This is a genomic window from Desulfogranum japonicum DSM 18378 (assembly GCF_000429945.1).
GTDB lineage: Bacteria > Desulfobacterota > Desulfobulbia > Desulfobulbales > Desulfobulbaceae > Desulfogranum > Desulfogranum japonicum.
The window spans coordinates 39,992-61,316 of the sequence record NZ_AUCV01000029.1; the positions used below are offsets into that span (position 1 = coordinate 39,992).

General features: G+C 44.5%; 26 protein-coding genes. 10 read left to right on the forward strand and 16 right to left on the reverse strand.

The features are described 5' to 3' along the window. Positions 1-103 precede the first annotated feature (103 nt). The 5 genes from G493_RS0113715 to G493_RS32230 all read right to left on the reverse strand — a co-directional run bounded on the left by G493_RS0113715 (position 104) and on the right by G493_RS32230 (position 3,855). Entirely contained in the window at positions 104-1,006 is a 903-nt protein-coding gene (locus G493_RS0113715; RefSeq protein WP_051309295.1) for a helix-turn-helix domain-containing protein, read from the reverse strand. Positions 1,007-1,291: 285 nt separating this feature from the next. Next, positions 1,292-1,894, reverse strand: a complete 603-nt coding sequence (locus tag G493_RS0113720) for an O-methyltransferase (RefSeq protein WP_028580863.1) — start codon at positions 1,892-1,894, stop codon at positions 1,292-1,294. Between the two features lie 215 nt (positions 1,895-2,109). After that, entirely contained in the window at positions 2,110-2,679 is a 570-nt protein-coding gene (locus G493_RS0113725; protein WP_028580864.1) for a DJ-1/PfpI family protein, read from the reverse strand. Between the two features lie 139 nt (positions 2,680-2,818). Further along, positions 2,819-3,331 carry a hypothetical protein gene (locus G493_RS0113730; RefSeq protein WP_028580865.1) on the reverse strand — a complete coding sequence of 171 codons (513 nt, stop codon included), beginning with the start codon at positions 3,329-3,331 and terminating at the stop codon, positions 2,819-2,821. 50 nt (positions 3,332-3,381) lie between these two features. After that, complete coding sequence (locus G493_RS32230) at positions 3,382-3,855, reverse strand: hypothetical protein (RefSeq protein WP_051309296.1); 474 nt, start codon at positions 3,853-3,855, stop codon at positions 3,382-3,384. A 185-nt stretch (positions 3,856-4,040) separates the two neighbouring features. Here G493_RS32230 and G493_RS0113740 point away from each other — a divergent pair, with 185 nt between their 5' ends. Continuing rightward, entirely contained in the window at positions 4,041-4,289 is a 249-nt protein-coding gene (locus G493_RS0113740) for a hypothetical protein (RefSeq protein ID WP_153306523.1), read from the forward strand. 9 nt (positions 4,290-4,298) lie between these two features. Here the strand turns inward: G493_RS0113740 and G493_RS0113745 are convergent, their stop codons facing one another. The 5 genes from G493_RS0113745 to G493_RS0113765 all read right to left on the reverse strand — a co-directional run bounded on the left by G493_RS0113745 (position 4,299) and on the right by G493_RS0113765 (position 9,477). Beyond that, positions 4,299-4,745: a hypothetical protein gene (locus G493_RS0113745; RefSeq protein ID WP_028580867.1), complete on the reverse strand. Its 447-nt coding sequence runs from the start codon at positions 4,743-4,745 to the stop codon at positions 4,299-4,301. A gap of 965 nt (positions 4,746-5,710) precedes the next feature. Further along, the gene (locus tag G493_RS0113750) at positions 5,711-6,220 is read right to left on the reverse strand and encodes a DUF6653 family protein (protein ID WP_028580868.1); all 510 of its coding nucleotides are present in this window, start codon (positions 6,218-6,220) and stop codon (positions 5,711-5,713) included. 423 nt (positions 6,221-6,643) lie between these two features. Beyond that, positions 6,644-7,486, reverse strand: a complete 843-nt coding sequence (locus G493_RS0113755) for a 3-hydroxyacyl-CoA dehydrogenase NAD-binding domain-containing protein (protein ID WP_028580869.1) — start codon at positions 7,484-7,486, stop codon at positions 6,644-6,646. A 75-nt stretch (positions 7,487-7,561) separates the two neighbouring features. After that, on the reverse strand, positions 7,562-8,140 hold the full coding sequence (locus G493_RS0113760) for a TetR/AcrR family transcriptional regulator (RefSeq protein WP_028580870.1): 579 nt from the start codon (positions 8,138-8,140) through the stop codon (positions 7,562-7,564). 485 nt (positions 8,141-8,625) lie between these two features. Further along, complete coding sequence (locus G493_RS0113765) at positions 8,626-9,477, reverse strand: hypothetical protein (RefSeq protein WP_028580871.1); 852 nt, start codon at positions 9,475-9,477, stop codon at positions 8,626-8,628. Between the two features lie 338 nt (positions 9,478-9,815). Here G493_RS0113765 and G493_RS0113770 point away from each other — a divergent pair, with 338 nt between their 5' ends. Both G493_RS0113770 and G493_RS0113775 read left to right on the forward strand, forming a co-directional pair. Further along, complete coding sequence (locus tag G493_RS0113770) at positions 9,816-10,325, forward strand: YgjV family protein (RefSeq protein ID WP_028580872.1); 510 nt, start codon at positions 9,816-9,818, stop codon at positions 10,323-10,325. Between the two features lie 98 nt (positions 10,326-10,423). Further along, a complete protein-coding gene (locus G493_RS0113775) occupies positions 10,424-10,657 on the forward strand; it encodes a hypothetical protein (protein ID WP_028580873.1) in 234 nt (77 codons plus the stop codon). A gap of 18 nt (positions 10,658-10,675) precedes the next feature. Here G493_RS0113775 and G493_RS0113780 read toward each other — a convergent pair whose 3' ends face one another. Further along, positions 10,676-10,873 carry a hypothetical protein gene (locus tag G493_RS0113780; protein WP_028580874.1) on the reverse strand — a complete coding sequence of 66 codons (198 nt, stop codon included), beginning with the start codon at positions 10,871-10,873 and terminating at the stop codon, positions 10,676-10,678. On the opposite strand from G493_RS0113780, the gene G493_RS0113785 reads away from it, so the two are divergent. Next, positions 10,872-11,315 (forward strand): hypothetical protein, encoded by a 444-nt coding sequence (locus G493_RS0113785; RefSeq protein WP_028580875.1) that lies wholly within the window; start codon positions 10,872-10,874, stop codon positions 11,313-11,315. The two genes, G493_RS0113780 and G493_RS0113785, sit on opposite strands and share 2 nt — an antisense overlap. A 196-nt stretch (positions 11,316-11,511) precedes the next feature. Here G493_RS0113785 and G493_RS0113790 read toward each other — a convergent pair whose 3' ends face one another. After that, positions 11,512-11,943: a hypothetical protein gene (locus G493_RS0113790; protein ID WP_028580876.1), complete on the reverse strand. Its 432-nt coding sequence runs from the start codon at positions 11,941-11,943 to the stop codon at positions 11,512-11,514. Positions 11,944-12,875: 932 nt separating this feature from the next. Between G493_RS0113790 and purU the strand changes: the two genes are divergently transcribed. Then, positions 12,876-13,757, forward strand: coding sequence for a formyltetrahydrofolate deformylase (gene purU, locus G493_RS0113805; protein ID WP_028580879.1), 882 nt, complete (start codon positions 12,876-12,878; stop codon positions 13,755-13,757). Positions 13,758-13,890: 133 nt separating this feature from the next. Here purU and G493_RS29255 read toward each other — a convergent pair whose 3' ends face one another. Continuing rightward, positions 13,891-14,175: a DUF7352 domain-containing protein gene (locus G493_RS29255; protein ID WP_051309297.1), complete on the reverse strand. Its 285-nt coding sequence runs from the start codon at positions 14,173-14,175 to the stop codon at positions 13,891-13,893. A gap of 262 nt (positions 14,176-14,437) precedes the next feature. Between G493_RS29255 and G493_RS0113820 the strand changes: the two genes are divergently transcribed. Beyond that, on the forward strand, positions 14,438-16,327 hold the full coding sequence (locus tag G493_RS0113820; RefSeq protein ID WP_028580881.1) for a transketolase C-terminal domain-containing protein: 1,890 nt from the start codon (positions 14,438-14,440) through the stop codon (positions 16,325-16,327). Between the two features lie 215 nt (positions 16,328-16,542). On the opposite strand, the gene G493_RS33445 is transcribed toward G493_RS0113820, so the two are convergent. The 3 genes from G493_RS33445 to G493_RS33450 form a co-directional block, all read right to left on the reverse strand. Beyond that, a complete protein-coding gene (locus tag G493_RS33445) occupies positions 16,543-16,716 on the reverse strand; it encodes a hypothetical protein (RefSeq protein WP_153306524.1) in 174 nt (57 codons plus the stop codon). Positions 16,717-16,827: 111 nt separating this feature from the next. Then, a complete protein-coding gene (locus G493_RS0113830) occupies positions 16,828-17,394 on the reverse strand; it encodes an Hsp20/alpha crystallin family protein (protein ID WP_028580882.1) in 567 nt (188 codons plus the stop codon). A 171-nt stretch (positions 17,395-17,565) separates the two neighbouring features. Further along, complete coding sequence (locus tag G493_RS33450; RefSeq protein WP_153306525.1) at positions 17,566-17,715, reverse strand: hypothetical protein; 150 nt, start codon at positions 17,713-17,715, stop codon at positions 17,566-17,568. A 270-nt stretch (positions 17,716-17,985) separates the two neighbouring features. On the opposite strand from G493_RS33450, the gene G493_RS0113840 reads away from it, so the two are divergent. The 4 genes from G493_RS0113840 (at position 17,986) to G493_RS0113860 (ending at position 21,259) form a co-directional block, all read left to right on the forward strand. Next, complete coding sequence (locus G493_RS0113840; RefSeq protein WP_051309302.1) at positions 17,986-18,504, forward strand: hydrogenase maturation protease; 519 nt, start codon at positions 17,986-17,988, stop codon at positions 18,502-18,504. 212 nt (positions 18,505-18,716) lie between these two features. Next, positions 18,717-20,066, forward strand: a complete 1,350-nt coding sequence (locus G493_RS0113845; protein ID WP_028580885.1) for a Ni/Fe hydrogenase subunit alpha — start codon at positions 18,717-18,719, stop codon at positions 20,064-20,066. A 559-nt stretch (positions 20,067-20,625) separates the two neighbouring features. After that, complete coding sequence (locus tag G493_RS33020; RefSeq protein ID WP_028580886.1) at positions 20,626-20,967, forward strand: DUF134 domain-containing protein; 342 nt, start codon at positions 20,626-20,628, stop codon at positions 20,965-20,967. A gap of 79 nt (positions 20,968-21,046) precedes the next feature. Then, positions 21,047-21,259 carry a hypothetical protein gene (locus tag G493_RS0113860; protein WP_028580887.1) on the forward strand — a complete coding sequence of 71 codons (213 nt, stop codon included), beginning with the start codon at positions 21,047-21,049 and terminating at the stop codon, positions 21,257-21,259. Positions 21,260-21,325: the final 66 nt, after the last annotated feature.

Genomic DNA, 21,325 nt, shown 5'->3' on the forward strand with positions numbered 1-21,325 from the left:
GGGACTGTTGATGGTAAAATGACGGGTGAAAACTATCAGTTTTGCAGCTCAGCTACGTCTGGTGTCTGGCACCTGTTGCAGGGGATGTCTGTAGGAATTCGGGCTAGTCTGTCAAGCGCATGAGATATGATTGTAAATTGGTGTTGGTATTGTTCAGGCCCAGCTTTTTTCTGAGGTTACGGCGGTGAAAGTTGACAGTGGTAATACTGAGATTGAGAATGTCGGCTATTTCTTTGCTTCTTTTTCCCTCGCGTATGAAGTTTGCGATCTGAATTTCCTGTGGAGTCAGTACTGTTTCCACTGCCTGTAACCGTTTGAGAAAATGTCCGGATAATTCGCTAAGCCTGCTTCGCAGGCTACTTAGCAGAAGCAGAGCCTGACCCGCCAGAGGAAATTGCTCCAGCTGTTCAAGAATGGGGAATACCGTTTGCCTGAGGTTGTCGAGAGTTCGGGTTTCCATTTCTTTCTGATCCCGTTCCCGTTGCTGAAGAAGCACTTTGAGTGCTGTGTTGGATTCCTGGAGTTTCAGTTTTTCTTCGCGCAATGCCTGTTCGGTTTTATGCTGTTTTTCTTCGGCGAGCTTGAGCGCAGTGATGTTTTCGTGGCTTACCACTATTCTGATAGGACCTGATTCCGGAGACCTGGTCACGCGCATGTAGAACCACCGTTTTTCAGTGGGAGAATGGCATGGGTAGTCTTGTACGAACTCGTCAATTTTCCCATCAATCACATCCCGAATGCCCTTGGCTACGGAGTGGGATTCATCAGCTGAATACCCATCGGCGGTATCGCAGATATTCAGATAGTTAATTTTGAGTGTTCCCGGTCTCATTTGGAATTCATTTTCTTCAGCAAATTTTTTCCAGGACCTGTTGGTCTCCAGTATGTAGCCTTCTTCATCCAGGATCGCAACATGGGCAGTAAGAGAATTGAGAATAGTTCGGGCAAGGAGTTCGGGGTGATTGCCCAGAGGATGACTGGGGGGATCCTCATTGTGTTTTTTCATGGAAAGTGCCTGATATTGTTGGCTATGCCAAGAGCTGACCAAAGTGCTGTGTTTATCGAAATTGCATGTTATGCAGAGTTAATGGATTGGATTTATATGATTATTTCGAATCTAGGGGAGCACTCCGAAATCCGCCAAGAGAGGAGGAACTCAAAAGGCTCAGTGGCCAGTTTCTGCCCATAAATGAAGATTTTTATGTAACTGATCACGGGGTTAACAACACTGATATCTCAATTATTTCTGAGTCGTAACTGGTCACAGATGCTAGGCAGTTGACCCATTGAATTACGCGTTGAGAATCTCTTTAAGGCTATTTTCACCTTTGTAAACGAGCAGTTCACCTTTACCTACTGGTACTAATGAAATACTTAGATTGTCCTGAATGTTTAACCAGGCTATGAATTCTTCAAGCTCGCTACGATGAGAAGTGGCATTGTCGCAGACGAGTAAACCACCATTCTTAAGTAAGTTACATAATTGTTCTGCTAAAGTTGTATACGTTTTGCGATCTGCATCAAGAAAAATGAAATCCACGTTTTCGGGAACTTCATTTAAGACTTCACTGACGTCACCCACAAGCTGAGTGATCTTTGAATTGACCTTAGCTTTATCAAAGTTTACGGAGGCTTCCGCGACTTTCTGAGGATTGGCCTCTATTGTGTAAACCATCCCGTTCTCTGGGAGTGCTGACGCCAGCCAAAGTGTCGAATATCCATTTGATGTGCCAATTTCAAGGATCTTCTTTGCGCCTGTAGCCTTGACAAGTACAAATAAAAACTCACCAGTATCTCTTGTTATATTAAGGTATTTCTTAGATTTAACAGACTGATTCTGGTCGTTTTCGGTGCCAAGTTTTTCTAGGTCATCCATGATTTTTTGAAGTACCACATTGGTCTCCTTGGGGATATGTGTTTATCAAAAGGATGTTCGTGTCCGTCCATAAATGGTCATTTTACCCAATTTTTGCGTTATGCTCAAAATCTAATCCTTGAAGCTAAGCGAAGACTCCGATATCCATCAAATGTCTGCGGAAAAATCTATCGCATGCCTCGGAGTCTACGCTTACCTAAACTTAAGCAAAAATAATCATTTATGGATAGACACTAACTCAGATTCCAATACGGATAGTCCATTTGTTGCGCAATGCGGCGTCGAGCATCGGCACCTGCTAACCGTTCGACAAGGAAGAGTCCTAGGTCAATGGACGATGATACTCCTCGCCCGGTAATCACGTCACCTTCATCAACTACACGCTGATCAACTACAGATTGGCAATAGGGTTCGAGTTCATTAAAGGCAATTGGATGGGTAGTTGCACGCTTTCCTGCAAGAAACCCGGCGGAACCCAATAAGAGAGCTCCGGTGCAAACGGAAACTTTCAATTTTGCAGAACTGGCTGTTTGTATCCAGGCTGTAAACTCAGTATCAAACTGGAGAGATCTTGTCCCAAAACCACCGGGAACAAAGATGAGATCGTACTCACCCAGGGGCTCTCCTGCCGTATCCGGAAAGAATCGAAGCCCTCTATCGTCGGCTACCTTCTGGGTGAGAGAACACATATCCCATTCAAATTCGGGAAGAATGTTCATTGACTTCAGTCGGGTAAGTGGATCATAGGCCCCGATCAGATCCAGCGTAGTCATCTGGTCAAAAATAATAAATGCCGCTTTCATGTTGCTCCATCCAATGTATGCGGATACCTTGTAATCAATGTTATGCCAAGCCTTAATGAACAACCATACATCACCAAGCTCTATTCATAATCCATCTGGACGATGTTCCGTATTCGGGGATGGCTGTATATCATATACGTCAAGCAATAACATTCAGGTAAGACAGCTTGTCGGTCAATTGATTTTTTTCCTGAATATATTCAATAGACTGTCTTGCAATCAATGCGTCGTAAGATTCTCCATGTATTTGTTCGTGAATTTCTGCATAGGTAGGTCCCTTTCCTTGTTCATAAACCGCAATATCATAGCCGGCTTTTTTCAAGGTAGAGGAAAATATATCAGTGTCACCATGCACCTTATCCCATAAACCTGCAAGTGCAGAATCCTGAAACGTGGCAAAATTTTCTTGAGATATAGAACCGACGATCGTACCATCCCTGGTTATTACCATAGATTGCTCTTGCTTCCCTTGAATACTGAGCTGATTTTGATAGGCTGCCAGGTTGGGTAAGGCGAAATTCTCACTGTTGCTAGATGGAGAATCGTCTTTTTGTAAAGTGAAAGTTTCAGTATTAATATGTGTTGCTGTTTTTTGAGTTGTGTTTCTTGTTGCAATCGTTACTGGGGTTGTAGGGATTGGATTGAATTGCATAGCAACTCCTTTTTGAGATATGCTTCACCTGTATATGTTTATCGAACCACTTATGTATGATTCGCCTTGGCGATTGTGTCTATATTGCTAAGTATGTTCAAAATTCTTTTGTCGTTTTCGGCGTATGCACGTTCCCCATGTTGCTCGTGTAATTGTAATTGTTGTTCCCAATGTGCAATAAAATCTTTCGGTATATCTGCTTGGTGTATATTCTCATTGGAGCTAAACCCGAGTTCAGGCTGAAAAGACAAGAGAGCATGATCTTGGAAAGAAATAGCTCCTTTTTGATACAGTTCTTGACTCATATCTGACATTTCTCGCGGTGACATATTTCGAATATTGTATTTTTGAGCAATATCGGAAAGAGATTCAGCCGTGTCCAAGTTAATTTTTTCAGAACGAGATGAAGCTGAATTTACCTCTGTTGCTGAATTCGGCAAATTCTGGCCGTCTTTATTTCCAGCAACGGTAGAAGGTGTCGTGGAAAGAGCTTGCGTCTGTGGTTGTTTCACACTGGTCATCATGTTGTCTATCTCCCTTTTGTTCCGTAAGTGAGTATAGGGGGCCATATGTGCAAGATCGTGATAGCCCGTATAGGTAGACTGACGGAGTCTACGCTTACCTGCGAACAATCACGCTTGCATAAGCTTGAACCACCTGAAATCACTTGCAAGTAAGATATAGGTGAAGGCCGGAAGGTATGTCCCCCATGATCAGTGACTTTGTTCCTACTGCAGGCATGAGAATGGGGATGCCCTCTTCGCGTGATTTTGTTACGACCTCTAACAGTATCCTTCTAGCAGTAACTGTTCACATTGCCCCTGGTCTTTCCGCGATCAGCCTGGTTTATGTATGGGCAATACGTTGCCTCAGTTTGCTTGCTAAAATTCCAGGCGCCCTGCAAGTGGTTACAAGTACAAGAGAGTTTCCCCTGTTTAGTCACTTGCCCTATGAATAGTTACTTCTATCATGCACGCTCATTAACTCCGATTGTTTTCCCTTGCGCTGTGTGCATGAGTTCTATTGCCATTTGTAATTTATCGGCCAAATCTTGATCATTGCGCGACAATGCCCCCTCGATTCCGAGACGGGCTTTTTCGATAAAATTGATGCGCGAAGTGTCTGTAGCCATATCTACCGGTTGCTGACCTGCCGCTACCGGAATCTTTATTGTCATCCCCATGAAAGGTGAACTTTCATCGAGCGACATATTCCCACTGCGGATTTCGTTGTTCATCCAATCGAACATATCCTGGCGGGTCATGCTGGTAAAATCAGCCTGTTTGACAGTAGAGTTTTCGGCAGTGGCTGCTGCCAATTTGGCTGAAAACGACGTTGGGTTCGACGTCTTGGTGGCGGGTATCTGTGTATGTTGGCTCGTGTAAAGTTGGTTGGCATCTGCACCGATCTTCATGGAATTCTCCTCCTGTTGCCTGGGCTATACAGATATAACGTAATAAATACCAGTTTGGCCGGTACCTCATGTATTACGTGTTAAGTCCACGGAAAAAATAAATTATCCAATCTTGCTTGTCTCTCAACTCGGTAACGTCGTCGCGTCGATGGCTCAACACGGCCAGTATGGAACCATTGACGCGACGACGTTACCAAACCGATATCCTACGCAATTTTTGGATATGTATTATTTTTCGCGACCCTTAAAGGGGGTCTTGGAATAGGGATCTTGTTTCGTTAATCATTCCAATCATGATTTTACTGAGACTTCAGTTGTGTTTGCTGTTGATTGTTTTGTTGAAACAGTGGCGTTATAGATGCGAACCATATCCTCTAACAGGTTGTTGAAGAAACTCTAAAAACCTACTCCTAACCAACCTCATAATGTGCTAAGGATTTACGGAAGAGTACTATGTGGTATGCCTTTATCAGCAGCCTGCTAAATGGTTTCCTGTCGCTATTCGTTTCATCGGTCGCTACCCGATGGTTACTTATCGGAAATTTGCCAAGACCACTTTAATAAAGATTTGCAGCAGGGCAAAAGGTCAGCTATAAACAAGGGTAGGAGTCTGTCGGAGTAAGCTCTTTTTCCCCCATATTTGTGTTGCTTTTTTGAAAGTCGATGCTCCCAATATCAACTATATGGCTGTGCTTGATTTCCTGAAAAAGCCTTAATCTGAGAATAAATAACAAGGCTCCTACAGACTGCCTAGTGTCCTGTTTGCGCAAACTTCAGGTACCCTGTAACCAGTAACAAATGCGGAAGATTTCCAAGCTTATTCGTCTCACCTGTGAGTAGTTATTTCGCTGAAAGATTACCTATGTCATCTTGAAATGTCCTAAATTATCCATCAATGCTGCCATAACAGTATCTTTTCGTGGGAAATGTAGATTGTTGGTGTTGAGGTGCTGGCTATTTTACGTTCAGTATTCCCATTTGCGATACTTTTCATCCTTATCTTTCATCGTCTCATACAACCAGACCATTCGATCCAAATACCAACTTTTTCCAAGGTAGGCCAAGGCTATGCCAAGAATAGCGGCCCAAACTGAATAGTAGACAATTGCCCAAAGCGACAGCACCATACCGATGAAAGAAATTGTATTGAGAATGTTATACAGGGGCGTTTTATGAATGTCAGGAATCTCAACATTGTCTCTATTGCGATAAACTCTTTCTCCCAACACAGATTTTGAGGCCCAATTTTTTGTCGATTTTGGTTTGTTGAAAAAAACAGGATTGAAAAACATCCAGAGAATAGACCCTATTCCTGGAACCAAACACCACCAGCCTATTAAAGCCCGGCTCCAAAAACTGATCACAATCAATGGAAGAACTGAATATCTTGTCCAGACGCTCCACGGATTGGAATGTTTCATCCAATTCTCGTCTGTCAATCGGAATATCTTTGCTACTGTTCTTTCTAGGGTCATACTGTCATTTTGTGTGAATGTACGAATAGGTTGACCTTCAGCAACAGTGGTTACCTGGTACCTCTGTTCATAAATGGTCTTTTCAGAGTCTCGTCCCTCGTTTACCCGCCTAATTTTTACGCTATGCTCAAAATTTTATCCTCGAAGGCAAGCGAAGACTACGATATCAACTATATGTCTATGGTGCAATTTATCGCATGCCTCGGAGTCTATGCTTACCTAAACTTGAGCAAAGAGCCTCATTTCTGGATAACTACCTGACGGCTGAATAATAACTACAGTTTTCATGTTTACTCCTTGGCCATGAGGAGTGTTACCCAATACGATACTCTGCAATTCCTTGATGTTCCCTTATTGACGAAGTTTGGAGCATCTAAGCAAATTCGAATAATTCACTTTGTGAAGAGCAGAAAGAAATAGGCATTAGCGTAAAAAGTCATCTTTGTTGTATTCAGGATCGGGGTAGGTGTAAAATCCTTGCCCTGACTTTACGCCCAGTCTTCCTTGTTTTACGTATTGCTGAAAAAAAATGATCCCTGGTAGCCGTAACGGATTTTTTCTTGCACGAACCTTTGTTACTTCAAGGGCAGTATCCAAGCCAATGGCATCAAGCATACCAAAGGGACCGATCTGCATTCCAGTATTGCCCATCCAGGCTCTGTCAATATCTTCTGCATCTGCCACCCCCCTGATAACCAGTTCCACAGACTTGTCCATGATTGCATTAAGGATATTGTTATACACATAGGCACTGTGTTCCTTGCGAAGGACAAGGGGGATAAGCCCTATTTCCCGGGTAAAGTCAGACAACAGGAGAGGGATCTCATGGTCTGTTTGTTTGTGGGGCATGATATCAACAATATTGGCTCCATTCATGGGCGCATGAAAATGGTAGGCGCAGAACCTGTGCCGCAGTCGCATTTTTCTGCTCAATTTTGACGGCAGCAGGTCAGAGGTGTTGGAGCAGATAACCATACGTTCGTTATCGAAATAATCTTCAATCCAGGCCAGAACGGCCTGCTTAATTTTCATGTTTTCTGTGACAGATTCAATGATCAGATCCGGATTTTTTGAAAGCGCTTGCGTGTCATCACAATAGCGAACTGAATTTCTGCCGCAATACTGCTCAATGGCTTTCCGGGCTATACGTAATTGCTCTTTGGAGGTGTCATACACTTCAACATGGATCCCATGCCTTGCTATCTGTCCAGCGATCTGGATCCCCATGGTTCCTGCGCCAATAATCAATATGTTATTGAAAGTCATTTCTCATCTTTGTTTGTAGAAGTTTATGAAAAGATTCGTAACTGATCACAGCACAGGTTACGTAATCCCTTACTTTCACCTGTGATCCTTTGCGAAGATTCCATACAAAAACTGGTGTACTGTTCGATCAATCAGGCTTTGGTTTAATTCAACGTAGCCGTTAAGAGATATGCCGATATAGGTATTGGTCATGCCGAGAAAAGTTGCGGCATATGTCTGATGTTGTTCTTTCATGCTTTGGTTTTGCTCTGCAGCATCGATAAATAGTTTCTCCAATAGCTCCTGCTGTCTGAGACTAAACCCCAATGCCACCTTAAATGCCTCACTGTGTACAGGGGCAAACCACATGGAAAGCTGCAAGCGGTAAAAAACAGGATTCTTTTTAGCAAAATGAAAATACGCAGAGACAACCCTGCTTAAGCTCTCCTGTAAATTGCCATTTTTTGCGGTCGCTTCTTCAAGAAGCTGAAACAGCTCACCAAATTTGTTTTCCAGCAAAGCGAGCAATAATCCCTTTTTACTACCGAAATAATGATACAGTGTGGGTTTGGTGACCTTGGCCGCGGCCACAATACTTTGCACGCCAACCGCGTCATATCCGTGCAGGGCAAATAACTCCAAAGCTGAAGATAATATTTTGGCTTGATTATTCATTTTTCCACATCGTGTTTGAGATCAATTTTTAAAAGTATACTGACCGGTAGGTATAGTGTCAATGTATTTTTATTCCGTCGATGAATTACAAATCTTGTAATTACCACCAATCCTCAGTATGGGATAACGGACATTGAGGGATAGGAGTGTTAAGTCGTATTAACCGGCACCTGGTCTTTTTCTCTATTTTTAATCAAACCGTCTGTATAGACCGGGTTGGAGCATATACACGTGTTATAGAGTAAATGATGAGCGGGTAACGGTTGCCGACATAACAAAGGTTGTGCAGTTGTGAGAGAGGGGCTCTCTTCCAAGCTCATTGTAATACGCAAGGCTTGGGATCAGGTAGCTGCTGATGTTCGCAACCAGTCAATAGCGGTAAATCAGTGATCAGTTCAAGATTGCTGTGATTATTTTGGTGCGTTTGCAGGCTCTGCAGTGATGGGTATTCTGCGATTTACACCAGTTTACCTTAATCGGACGTCCTACACGTTATAGCCGTATTTAGCAAGGATATCACCTACAGCATCGCTGTTGATAAAGCCCTTGTGTACTTCGCTGATAATAGTTTGAACAGCACTCTCAGCACTGTTCATCTCTCCATAGCGTGCATCGTCGGGTGTAAGCATGATATAGCTGTGATCGGTGTGGCTATAAACAAGCTTCACATCGTTCCCGTACGATTCTTTTAACTGTCGCTCGACGTCGACAACTGCCATGTATTCCTCTGTTTTCCTGCGATAGTAGTCGTCGTCAGATCCTTCAGTTGTCGGCCTGGACAGAGTGTCTTCAGTCCATTGCCCTGCAGGTGTGAAGAGATCTATATCCATGTATGAGGATGTGGCTCCGGCGGGCAGAGGACCAAGAGCTATGGATTCAATGACCGTCATGCCCGGAGCGTTCTGTACACTCCCTGGGTCATCGCCGGATACCTTTGCCCCTGGTTCATATGTCTGGGCAAAGGCGGCTAGCTGTGAAAAAATGCTCTGGCTTTCGGTTGCGGAAACGGTCTCCAGAAGTGATATACCTTCCCGACGGTCCAAACTGTGTCCAGTTGTAATAACGGTTATGCCATCGATAAGAACGCTTGTTGGTTCTTGTTCTGCCTGGGTCATAACTGTATTTGCTTCTGCATCCACTCCTTCCACATCATTCTGAATGCTGGAGGCATCACTGTTAACTGAGGGCGTGCTGTCTTTTGACGGGGCCATCTTTTGTTGTTCAATCACTGTTTTTTGCAAGATAGTGCCAAAATTTTCAATCGGTTCAGCTTTTTTCCTGGTAGGGGATGAAGCTGAAAATAGACCGGCAGTGGCACTTGTTGTGGAAATCGTCATGACAATACCCCTTAATTATTAGCAATGATGTAAAGTGTTGCAGGGTCAGGGTAAAAGGGAACATACGCGGAAAAAGTTTCTCCGGCACTTTTTTGATAGTGCAGACAGCGCTGACCTGTTGGGCTTATCGGCTACGAAATAAAATTCTTTATGGAGGGGAACAATTTAGAGGTGTGAGGAGCATCAGGATATTAGGTTGGATAGCCAAAAGAAAATAAAGGTCTATTACATAAACCTGTTGTCTAAGCTATGCCAGGTACTGTAAGGTACAGCGTATTAAGGGGGAAGGGTGTATAAAAGCTGTAGTGTCAGCGCTATGTTTATGGGAATACAACCTTATGACCGCCTTTTTTGCTTCACAACTTTTGGTCGGCCTGGCTATCTGCACGGATTTGCTGTCCTTTCAATTCAAAGAGCGTGAACGGGTTCTTTTTTGCCTGGTCATTTCCTGTGTCCTGGTCTCTTTTCACTTCATGCTACTGGGACATTGGACGGCAGCGTGCCTGGGATTGCTCGGGTGTGTGCGTTTTACAGTATGCTGTTTCACCACTTCCACCCGTTTCATGTTGCTTTTTCTTGTTGTTTCCTTGGGCATAAGTCTCCTGACATGGGCAGGGACGTTGAGTTTATTGAGCACTGCCGCTGTGGCCTGCAATACTATAGGTGCGTTTTGTGGGAATGACCGCCGCTTACGCGAAGTGATGTTTGCCGGTACCTTGCTGTGGTTGATACATAATTGTCTGGCTGGATCTCCGACAGCCGTATTACTTGAAACAATTTTTATAAGCAGCAATATCATTGGTTACTATCGTTATTATTTGCGTAAACCAGAGTATACCATTGCGTAGTTTATACACTCTCTGCTGTTATCGAGGCGCAGGCATGCGGCAGTTGGTATCTTAGCGGTAACCATGCAAAATCTATCTGAAAATCTTGAGAGGGAAATATGCTGCATGATGCGCTTTTGGAGCGATTGGATATTGAATTTTATACCAATCTCAAAGAGCTTTTTATCGTTGCAGTGGGTGTAGAGCAAGTACCGAAAGATTCACTCGTTGCCATAGAGAACCATGCTACGGCCAAGCATTGGTTTGATTCGTTGGACATTGAAGCAAAACAACGGGTGATTGCGTATTTAACCTGCAAGAGCAGCTGTTCGACCCGGTTTTGTACGTTGTAAGTGTTAAAAGAGATTTTGTTAAAGGATTGCAACCCATCCATTCGTGTCTATAGTGTCTCTACTGAGATGTCTTTCTATATAGTGCTGACCGGAATCTAAAAACGGTATATCTCTGTTGTTCATGTCGGCTATAACTGGCAGTTCTTCATGTTCAGGCGTTGGGATACCGCAGGTCGGTTTCTTATTCAGGGCTTCAATGAGACAGGAGGTGGCCATGCCCGGATGTAATGTATTCAATCAGGAACATCAGATGCTCCTGGTGCATTTTTACGGCATTGTAACAGCGGACGATCTCGAATTGCAGGCAGTATCTGTACTTTCAAATCCAGACTTTACTCATTCCACACGAGAATTAATCAGTTTTGCAGATGTTGAGGGTTTTGCTCCGGATGTTGATATTGAACGATTAGCAGAAATCATTGCCCTGCATAAGAAACAGGTAGAAAAATATCCCGATATTCAAGTAGCCATTTTTGCCCCGGGAGGATTGGCGTTTAACTTGGCGATGCTTTATAAGCAGCAATCGGAACGTCTTGGAAGCAAAGGGGAAATAAAGGTTTTCACAGAAAGAGCAGAGGCTGTAACTTGGCTTGGCGGAAGCCCTGCGGAGTGGAATCTCCTGCTCGACAGAATGGTGAACATCTGTACTTTTCGTTAGCATCTGTCCATAAATGGTCCTCCCGGAGTCTTGTTCCTCGCTCCCGGAACGGTAGCTGTGTTACCTGCAAAATTATATCTTCGAAGGTAAACGTTGACTTGGTGTCAATTTTATGCCTGCGATACAATTTATCGCAGGCATGTATCACAATTCCAGCCAATTGCTCTCTGGCAACGAGGCTTGCCGGGAGGTATACCTATTTCATGATGAGATCTTTTGAGTTTATATTGTAATTAAGGAGATATGCTTTCTCATCTTGGATTCTAAACAGAAAGGATTCTTTAGCTTGCCCCTCTTGAAATGTTGTCTCTTGTGTTAAAGATACGTAGGTTTTCAGATTATGGGTGTTAACTTTCCACCCTACGTTTTTACTCTCTGTTTCTTCCCCAAGTTTTTGGCGGACAACCATCATAAAGTCGAGAAACTCTTTTCTTGGTGTTGATTTCTTAAAATCTTCATGTGCCTGATCATAAATCAGTTCAAAATTTGGCGAATTATAGTTCCTATAAAATTCAGCTAAAGCTTGTTCTGCTTTTGGTTTACCTTCAGAAAAATTTGAACAGGAAGATATAAAGAGGGAAAGTATCAGTATGATTGACGTTGATAAGAGTGTGGGTGTCAGTCTCATTTCATTCCTTGTCATTGGTCACGGGGTATAATAACAGTATTTTTCCATTTATCGTAACTGTTCAGGTGGGGTACGAATAAGCTTGAATAACTCCCATATTTGTAGCCAGTACCATTGCGTATCAGTATTCCTTTTGTAATTGTGCAGCTTTTCCTTTTTTTGCATTATTAAAAATCGGCAGACAAAATAAATATAATGATTCCAGAGTCTGCATTTCCTTCAACCCTCCCTAGGAGATCCATCACAACAAAAAATGCCGATGAGATTAAGGCAAATACCGACTAAGAACATCAATATTCTTTCTACTGGCTCTCAGTTTTTGCCAGATTGTTTATCTTTCAATTTTCAGAATTTTTTTAAGCATAGTAAAATAAACGTTTTTCTCCCTCTTAAGAAAAAGTCGGTTATTTGTCACGATGAAAATTTTGGAAAGCTGGTGGTGTGTTGGCTGTATAATGTCGGTATCTCGTTGAAAATACGGGTAAAGTGGCCTGAATGCACTGTGCGGAGCAAAATAACTGTGGAAGCACCTGCACTGCGGTGGCAATAAATGTAGCATTTCCCTGTCTTCAATGTGTTCAGTCTCTTGCAACTCTGCAAACAATCATTTACAGTAGCTTCCGTTTCTTAGGAGCACGTTTGAATGACTGATGGTCTATCTGCCCGTAGAGAGCCCGGTGTGAACTGAGTATGTCTGGTGTGCTGGTACATCTGGAACAGTTATCAAGGAATGTGAGAATTGCGGGCCATGTTTGATTATGGAGAAGTGTTCAAGCTTCTTGTGACTGGCAGCAAAACATTCTGTGCCGTGCGCCACATCAGTATTGAACTATTTGTAACCGTTGATGAAATGATTCAACGAATCATACTTATTGAGCATCCCCGGAGGGGAATGATATTCGGCTGCTTTCAGCCTGCACAGCATTATAGCCATGGAAAATAATGATACAGGCGTTAAGCCATCTTCTGCCATACTTCTCATTCACTGCAGTGACAGCAAAGGTATTATTGCTTCTGTAAGTGAGTTTATTTTTAAAAACAACGGGAATATCACCAATCTGGATCAACATGTCGATACGAGCCAAGGCGTTTTCTTTATGCGTATCGAATGGGATCTGGAAAATTTTATCATTCCGGATGATAAAATAGGAGAATACTTCCAAGTCCTGATAGCCAGCAAATATAATATGCAGTGGAATCTGCATTTTTCTCATTATGTGCCGAAAATGGCATTGTTTGTGTCTAAATTACCCCACTGCTTTTATGACATCCTCGCCCGTTGGCAATCCAACGAAATTACAGTGGATATCCCACTGGTTATCAGCAACCATAAGGATATGCAACCGGTTGCCGAGCAGTTTGGTATTCCTTTTTATCATTTTGCCGTCAACGGTTCCAGTAAGAAGGAGATTGAGGAAGAGCAGCTTGCGCTTCTTGAGGAGTATGATGTTGATTTTATTGTTCTTGCCCGCTATATGCAGATACTGTCAGCAGATTTTGTGGGACATTTTAGAAATAAAATCATCAATATTCACCATTCCTTCCTGCCAGCTTTCCCCGGCGCCAAGCCCTACCATTCAGCATTTGAACGTGGCGTAAAAGTTATCGGCGCAACCAGCCACTACGTTACAGCAGATTTGGATGGAGGACCGATCATTGCCCAGGACGTCATACAGGTCAGTCATGCGGACTCTGTACATGATTTGGTGCGTAAAGGAAGGGATCTGGAAAAAGTGATTCTGTCACGTGCCATTTATCATCATCTTAAACGACAGACTCTGGTCCATCAGAACAGGACCATTGTTTTTACCTGACCGGGCTACTCTTTGTACCTGATCACAGACTCCACGGAGTCTACACTTAGCTGCGTAAAATATGAAGTACCTGTAGTCAGTTACAGTGCTGAGGCATGTGAAATCAAGAAGAGACAGTCTCTGTGATGAGTCGCTACTCTTGTGTCGAGAGTGTCTGCTCCTCAAAGGCGTGAAACTCAAGAGTTCCGTCGAAAAGTTGAAAACTTCCGAGGTAGTGGCCAGGGTCATCTGGTAGCTCCGTCCCTGTTGCGTACAGGGCCAGACTTTTGAGTTCTGTATCCTTTTCCGGGTCAACCAGTGCCCAGAGAACCGGCGTATCCTCTCCTTTCGCATCTACGCCAAGTATACGACTTCCTGTGGGGAGTTTAATGGTCTGGTGTTTGTTGGGCTGGAGGTGATATTTACGTATGGTTTTCATTGCGTATTATGTACGTGGAGGTTCATGAATGGAATTCCGATATTCCTGTATACCAGAATCCTATTGAATATACAGAGGTTTTTTTGCGCACATTGCCTGGAGCAATACGGTCTGACCAAAAAGTGCAGATCTCTTTGATTTGGCAGAAAAACCTTGTTGCGGATTTTGATATTTCTGGTATCAGTGCTGTTACTTGTATTCCGTAGGGAATCCCGAGAGAGCATCTACTCTGTATCTTTTTATTTACCCCATAGGATGGATTATGACTTTTCCCATTGATTTATCAACATATACTCCGCTTGAATTCAATCTGACTCAACAGGGCTTGAGCGACGAACAACGAAGTGCTTTGCTCAGTAATATCAACCTTGTTCGCGATTCCATCGTGTTTTTTACAGCCCTTGCAAATACGAAAGGACTTGGCGGCCATACAGGTGGTGCATATGATATCGTTCCTGAATTGCTTATCGTTGACGGATTCATGCGCGGAACCGATAGCTGTTACCCCGTGTATTTTGATGAGGCTGGTCACCGGGTTGCCATCCAATACATGATGGCTGCACTTAACGGCCACAATACCATTGAATCTCTGCTGCATTATCGGGAATTCAATCAGGGATTGTATGGGCATCCGGAGCGTAACGATGAAGATGGTATCTTTTTCAGTTCCGGCAGACTGGGGCATATGTGGAGCTATGTGAACGGTATAGCTGAGGCCAATCCGGATAAAACCGTCTTCATGTTTGGCAGTGATGGTTCCCAGCAGGAGGGTGATGATGCAGAGGCTGCCAGGTATGCTGTGGCACGTAAACTCAATGTCAAATTGCTCATCGACGATAACGATGTAACCATTGCCGGGCATCCCACTGAGTATATGCAGGGCTACGATGTCATGGCAACCCTTGGTGGACACGGCCTGTCCGTGCAAGAGTGTGCAGGTGAAGATATCGATGCGCTGTTTGCCAGAATCCAGGAAGCCATCGCCGGTCAGGGACCCGCGGCTGTGGTCTGCAAAAGACTGATGGCAGTTGGTGTGCCCGGCATTGAAGGGCTGCCCAAGGGCCATGATGTAATACCTGTGGATATGGCCATCGAGTACCTGAAGAGCAAAGGGCATGATGCGGCTGCGGCCATGCTGGAAGCCGGTGCCCCGAAAAAAGAGAAAGCTGTGTATCTTGGCAGTAGCGAAGAGTCTGGAAAAAATAGGGATGCCTTCGGCAAGATCATCTGTGATATTGTTGCCGGCATGGACGATCCCAAATCCAAGGTCATTGTTGTGGATTCAGACCTGGAAGGTTCCTGTGGCTTACACCATATTCGTAAAAATGTTCCTGAGATTTATGTGCATGGCGGAATCATGGAGCGCAATAATTTTTCCGTGGCCGCTGGTTTTGGCGCGGAAAAAGGCAAACAGGGTATTTTCGGCACCTTCTCCGCTTTTCAGGAGATGGTTATCTCCGAAATCACCATGGCCAGGCTGAACAATGCCAATGTTCTTGCTCATTTTTCTCACTCGGGCGTGGATGACATGGCGGATAACACCTGTCATTTCGGAATTAATAATCTGTTTGCCGATAACGGCCTTGCCGAGCACGATACAACACGGTTGTATTTTCCGGCAGATACCCTGCAACTTGAAGCGGTGTTGAAAACCGTTTTCCATGATAGTGGCCTTCGGTTTATTTACTCCACCCGATCTGCCACCCCTTACATCCTGAACGAAGCAGGTGAAAAATTCTATGGCGAAGGCTATACCTTCACCCCTGATAAGGATGAGGTAGTACGAGAAGGTGATGCCGGATACATCATCTCTTATGGAGAGATGCTCTACCGCTGTCTGCATGTAGTCGAAGAACTGAAAAAAGAAGGCATCAATGTAGGACTGATAAATAAGCCCGTTCTCAATGTTGTGGATGAGGAGATGCTGGCCAAAGTTGGTTCCAGCCCGGCAGTGCTGGTTGTGGAAACCCAAAACGCAAAAACAGGATTAGGCAGCAGAATGGGCTCCCAGCTGCTTGAGCGTGGTTTGTGCCCTAAATTTGCACATCTGGGTACCTGGAAAGATGGCGCTGGCGGATTATCAGAACAGATTCCATATCAGGGTATGGGAACCGACGATATCAAAGAGAAAATTCTCAGCCTTATCAAATAATCTGCAGATATGGACTTTCAGAAGGATGAAGCGTGAGGAGGGGACAAGCAGGATGGTGTTACCCTGCTCCTTGTAAAAGTTTGTTCTGAGTTTCGTTCCTCTGAAAGTAGGCGTGAAGTCTGTACTGTTGAAGCTGAAGGGCATCCCGTAAAAGGGATGCCCTTTTTTTTATCTGGCAATATCCACATTGGGCAACAGCATTTGCCTATATGCTGCTATTTGTTATCGGAATCCGGTTTGTATGAAGTAAGATCCGTTTTAGGTCTGTTGTGCTGTATTTCAAAGGAGTGGGAGATGTCACCTTCGCCGGACTGCTGAATTTTTCTAGGGATTCTCATAATTCCCTGGCCAACTTTAATGATAATGCTATCTGCAATTTTTCCTTTCATAATTGTGTTACTGTACTCCTTCCCTGAAGGGGACTGCTTGATTGTTTACTCTGTGTTGTGACTTGCCACCGGTGCATCAGATGTCTATTGATGCACCGGTGAAAAATATGTTCAGTTTATCTGGATTTTTTTTGTCTCACTTTGAGGAAGGCTTTTTCTCGGCATCGTAATGGTCAAAATACCATTGTTAAAGGTCGCTTTGATGTTGTCTTGGTCAGCGTCGTCCGGCAGTGAAAGTACCCTTTGGAAAGAGCCGTATGAACGCTCGACACGATAATAATTTTTGTCCTTCTCTTCTTTTTCCTGCTTCTTTTCCCCGCAAATGGTCATGGTATTATTGGTAACTTCCACCCGGACATCCTTTTCGGCAACACCAGGTACTTCAACGGTGATGGAATACTCTTTTTCTGTGGCACCGATATCTACTTGGGGCTTTAAGAAGCCTGTGTTTTCCATTGTGGGGAATGCATGTGTTCTAAAAGGGGACATGCCGAATCCACGGAAAGCTTCTTCAAAAAGTCTGTCCATTTCGTGATGAACATGTGCTAAGGGGTGAGATCCACCCTTGTTCGAGTAAGTGGGGGAAATGTTGGACCGCTGCACTATGGGGATAGTGGCATTTGGTTCCTCTTCTTCTTTTTTAAACCAGTTCCATGGCGCAAATTTTTTGATATCCATGCTTGACCTCCTTTTCATATTGTATTTTGCAATACATCAAAAATGGAAATGCATCCGATTTCGCGTAATTTGCGTATCGTGCTGTTATTGAAAGTAAAATTTTTTTATATCTGCTGCGTGAACAGTTGTGTTTTTTCATTAACAGCTGGGCTTGGTTCATACCTTCGCACTTCAAAAAATAGCCATCAATTGTTGTAAGTCAACGGGATGGGTTGTTTTCTGTTCTTCAATACGTTGCACTACTTTTTGCTGTAATTTTGCAAGAGGAATGAGGGGCGGTGCTGCTTGTTGGCAATATGGTAAAGAGTCTGGATTTGCCACCGGCGTACCCAGGGCCGCGGAAAAAAGAACTTAGTGAGAGTTCTCCGGACCCCTTAGAAGACATGATTGTTCTCAAGGGCTGTTTTTTTTCTCATTTTCCGGTATATCACATGGAGAAGATCCTTGTATTGAGATAGATATGTACGGAGAACATCTTCCGTAAGTCATCACCTTACACCATATTTGCATGTTCGTGATAGCCCGTGTGGACAGCTTACAAAAACGATTATAAAAAAAAAGTGTTTGCAGACAAAACAGTGCGAGATGTTGATGAAATGTTTTACCTCTGAGACTTTTTCCGGCAAAGGTATTGCTCCGGATGTGGTCATTTTTGGCTGTGGCAATATCTATCTTGGTGATGATGGATTTGGACCGGCGGTAGCCAATGCCTTGAATAGTGACTATAATCTTCCTGAAAAAGTGGAGGCCATAGACGCTGGGACATCCATACGGGATACGTTGTTTGATTATTTGCTGGCAGAAGAGCTGCGTCCCAAACATATCATTATTGTTGACTCAATCGACAGTGAGAATCATATTCCGGGAGAAGTTTTCTGCATTGATCCTGGCGGTATTTCCGCCAGCAAGGTTCATGATTTTTCCCTGCATCAGTTTCCAACCGTCAATATGTTGCAGGAACTGCAAGAGTTTACGGAAATGAAGGTGTCCATAATCGTCGCTCAAATCAGTAAACCTGCCAGAGAAGTTTCCAAAGGACTTTCACCAGAGATTAAACAGGCAATACCTCTAGCATGCCAGGTGATAATGGACATGGTGCTTGCTGCGTGAAAATAAGGTGTTACAGTATTACGTTGCAGTTATCAGCTGGTTAACGCCGAGGTATACCGGACATGAACAGGCTACCAACGACTCTGATAATTCTCTACGGCTGCATGTCTGGTGCCTCGCGTCTACTGTAAGAAATGAGAAAGCAGGATGAAAGAGTATTGTATGCGTAACGAGACCAAGATATTTGCTTTCAATGAAGAGGTGATATGAGCATGGGAAAGGTAATCACGATTCAACCCGTCACCAGAATCGAGGGACATGCCTCCATTGCCATTGAACTTGATGACAACGGCAATGTCAGTGATGCCAAGATGCATCTGACATCGTTGCGTGGGTTTGAAAAATTTATCCAGGGAAGACCTGCAGAAGAAGTCCCTCGCATTGTCAACCGGATTTGCGGTATCTGTCCATGGATGCACCACCTGGCCTCCAACAAAGCTGTTGATGGCTGTTTTGGCGTAGTTCCTTCTCCCGCCGGACACAAGCTGCGTGAACTTTGTCAGGCCATGGCGCATATCAATGATAAGATTCTGCATTTCTTTTTTCTTGCAGCCCCGGATTTTATGATCGGTCCGGACAGCGATTATTCTGTACGCAACGTTATGGGTATCGTCAAGCAGGCCCCTGAGCTGGCGAGTCAGGTTGTGCGCATGCGTCAGCTTGGCCAGATGATGATCGAAAAGTTTGCCGGTAAGGCTATTCATCCCATTGCAGCTGTTACCGGAGGGTTTGCAAAGCCCATACTTGAAAGTGAGCGCCAGGAAATGCTTCAGGCATGCCGGACTCTGCTTGATTTTTCCTGCTTTGCCCTGGATTTTGCCAGAAAAAATGTCTTCAGGCAGTTCCAAGACGTGATCCAGCAGGTGGGAGTTATTCATACCGGGTTTCTGGGTACTGTGGATGATACAGGTGGGCTTAATATTTATGACGGCAAACTTCGCCTGATGAAAGGCTCTGGCGAGTATGTCGAATTTGCGGCTGACAGATATGCTGACTATATTGGCGAACATGTCGAACCGTGGTCTTATGGGAAGATGCCTTATGCCAAGGTTTGGGATGAAGGGTTTTCCATGGATCTGGATCAGCCAAAGGGTATTTACCGCTCCAATACCCTTGCCCGCCTGAATGTGTGCGACCATATCGGCACCCCGAAGGCGCAGGCTGCGCTGGAGGAATTTCGCAGTGCCTTTGGCCGTTATCCACAATATACATTACTCTACCATTATGCCCGTCTGATTGAATTGATCTACGTCTGCGAACGTTCGCTGGAACTGCTCAGTGATGCATCCATTACCGACACCAATGTCCGCAGCAAAGTGGAACCGAAAGCTGGCAGGGGGGTGGGCATGGTTGAGGCACCTCGGGGCACCTTGATCCATGACTACGAGACCGATGATAACGGTTGTATCGTCAACGCCAACATGATCGTCGGCACCACCCATAATGTGGCGCCCATGAACATGAGCGTCAAACAGGCTGCAACCTCGCTCATAAAAGACGGTGTGTATGATCAGGGACTCCTGAATAAGGTGGAAATGGCGGTGCGCGCCTATGACCCGTGAATTTCGTGCGCAACACACCACCTGGATGGTGGTGCACCTTTATCTGTTACCATTTTTAACGCCAGGGGAGAAGAATTAGCAAACCTGTCAAACATTGAGTAAGAAATATGTGGGCTGCACAGGCAGCCCATTCTTATGAAGTGCAGGGGGCCTTTCTGCCCATCATTCAAAATTTCATCAAAGCTGTTTCCACTACAGCTGTCATACTGGGCGCTGTTTTACAGTAATATCCATAAAAAATATGCCCCTCTTTCAATACGTTACTCCTTCTTTTCGAGGAGCGTAACTGCTCGGAGTGTCCATGATCTTTCCGCGATCAGGCTGGCTTGCCTATGGAGCAATACGCTGCACCAAGCCTGATTGCGAAAGCCTCAGGCACCCTGTAAGCAGCTACAAATACCGCAGAGTTGCCAGGTTTAGTCACTAGCCCTATGAGTAGTTATCTGGAGACAAGGATTTTTTGTGTGATCATTTTGCTCATTTGAGCATTTTGTGATTGACGAGGGGTGTGGATGGTCTTATTATGCTCATATGATCATAAAAAATGTGGGAAGAGCATATGCCAAGACCAACAAAAGTACGATTAGTAGCTGCGGATCCAACCACCAAGTCGTTTGGGCCTCGTGATATGAACGCCACTGGCAGTGTCTGTATTACGGTGGAGGAATTCGAGGCTATTCGCTTAAGCGATTATAAAGGGATGGATCAGGAAAGCGCTGCCGCAATGATGGGAGTTTCGCGGCATACCTATGGAAGATTACTTGCCAGGGCCCGTTCAACGATAGCGCGGGCGCTGGTGAATGGGGAAGAACTCCGCATTGAAGGCGGTAACTTTCAATTTTGCGGCCATGGAAGAAAGCGTTGTCGCCGTGGCCAGGGTGGCGGTGGACGCTGTCGATGAACACCGCAAACGAAACAGTATGATTTTGCTGCGGCAAAATATTGAGGAGATGTGGTTATGAGACAGAGAAAGAGTATGCGTGATAACGGGCAGGGGCAACAGCAATCAGATCGGGCAATGGAAACAGGCGGTGGGTGTGGACAAATGGGATCTGGAAATCAATGCGGTCGTTCTCGAGGTATGTGTGGTGGGCGTCAACAGGGAAACGGAAAGGGACAAGGTTCAAGAGGCAACGGTCGGTAACATCCGCATGTATGGACAGACACTGACCGGGAATCTGTTAACTGTTTGAATTCTACGGAATGCCAGCAATATGTGCAAAAAGAAAGAATTGAAATAGCTATGTGACAGGAAAAAC

Coding starts and splice junctions, on each gene's coding strand:
- G493_RS0113780 (WP_028580874.1), bottom strand. CDS start 10,873: ATGGCCACCTCCTGTCTCATTGAAGCCCTGAATAAGAAACCGACCTGC.
- G493_RS29255 (WP_051309297.1), bottom strand. CDS start 14,175: ATGAAAACCATACGTAAATATCACCTCCAGCCCAACAAACACCAGACC.
- G493_RS0113820 (WP_028580881.1), top strand. CDS start 14,438: ATGACTTTTCCCATTGATTTATCAACATATACTCCGCTTGAATTCAAT.
- G493_RS0113745 (WP_028580867.1), bottom strand. CDS start 4,745: ATGAAGATCGGTGCAGATGCCAACCAACTTTACACGAGCCAACATACA.
- G493_RS32230 (WP_051309296.1), bottom strand. CDS start 3,855: ATGATGACCAGTGTGAAACAACCACAGACGCAAGCTCTTTCCACGACA.
- G493_RS0113770 (WP_028580872.1), top strand. CDS start 9,816: ATGACCGCCTTTTTTGCTTCACAACTTTTGGTCGGCCTGGCTATCTGC.
- G493_RS0113760 (WP_028580870.1), bottom strand. CDS start 8,140: ATGAATAATCAAGCCAAAATATTATCTTCAGCTTTGGAGTTATTTGCC.
- G493_RS0113725 (WP_028580864.1), bottom strand. CDS start 2,679: ATGAAAGCGGCATTTATTATTTTTGACCAGATGACTACGCTGGATCTG.
- G493_RS0113715 (WP_051309295.1), bottom strand. CDS start 1,006: ATGAAAAAACACAATGAGGATCCCCCCAGTCATCCTCTGGGCAATCAC.
- G493_RS0113840 (WP_051309302.1), top strand. CDS start 17,986: ATGAAATGTTTTACCTCTGAGACTTTTTCCGGCAAAGGTATTGCTCCG.
- G493_RS0113750 (WP_028580868.1), bottom strand. CDS start 6,220: ATGACCCTAGAAAGAACAGTAGCAAAGATATTCCGATTGACAGACGAG.
- G493_RS0113740 (WP_153306523.1), top strand. CDS start 4,041: ATGATCAGTGACTTTGTTCCTACTGCAGGCATGAGAATGGGGATGCCC.
- G493_RS0113775 (WP_028580873.1), top strand. CDS start 10,424: ATGCTGCATGATGCGCTTTTGGAGCGATTGGATATTGAATTTTATACC.
- G493_RS33445 (WP_153306524.1), bottom strand. CDS start 16,716: ATGAAAGGAAAAATTGCAGATAGCATTATCATTAAAGTTGGCCAGGGA.
- G493_RS0113730 (WP_028580865.1), bottom strand. CDS start 3,331: ATGCAATTCAATCCAATCCCTACAACCCCAGTAACGATTGCAACAAGA.
- G493_RS0113830 (WP_028580882.1), bottom strand. CDS start 17,394: ATGGATATCAAAAAATTTGCGCCATGGAACTGGTTTAAAAAAGAAGAA.
- purU (WP_028580879.1), top strand. CDS start 12,876: ATGGAAAATAATGATACAGGCGTTAAGCCATCTTCTGCCATACTTCTC.
- G493_RS33020 (WP_028580886.1), top strand. CDS start 20,626: ATGCCAAGACCAACAAAAGTACGATTAGTAGCTGCGGATCCAACCACC.
- G493_RS0113755 (WP_028580869.1), bottom strand. CDS start 7,486: ATGACTTTCAATAACATATTGATTATTGGCGCAGGAACCATGGGGATC.
- G493_RS0113845 (WP_028580885.1), top strand. CDS start 18,717: ATGGGAAAGGTAATCACGATTCAACCCGTCACCAGAATCGAGGGACAT.
- G493_RS0113785 (WP_028580875.1), top strand. CDS start 10,872: ATGCCCGGATGTAATGTATTCAATCAGGAACATCAGATGCTCCTGGTG.
- G493_RS0113790 (WP_028580876.1), bottom strand. CDS start 11,943: ATGAGACTGACACCCACACTCTTATCAACGTCAATCATACTGATACTT.
- G493_RS0113765 (WP_028580871.1), bottom strand. CDS start 9,477: ATGACGATTTCCACAACAAGTGCCACTGCCGGTCTATTTTCAGCTTCA.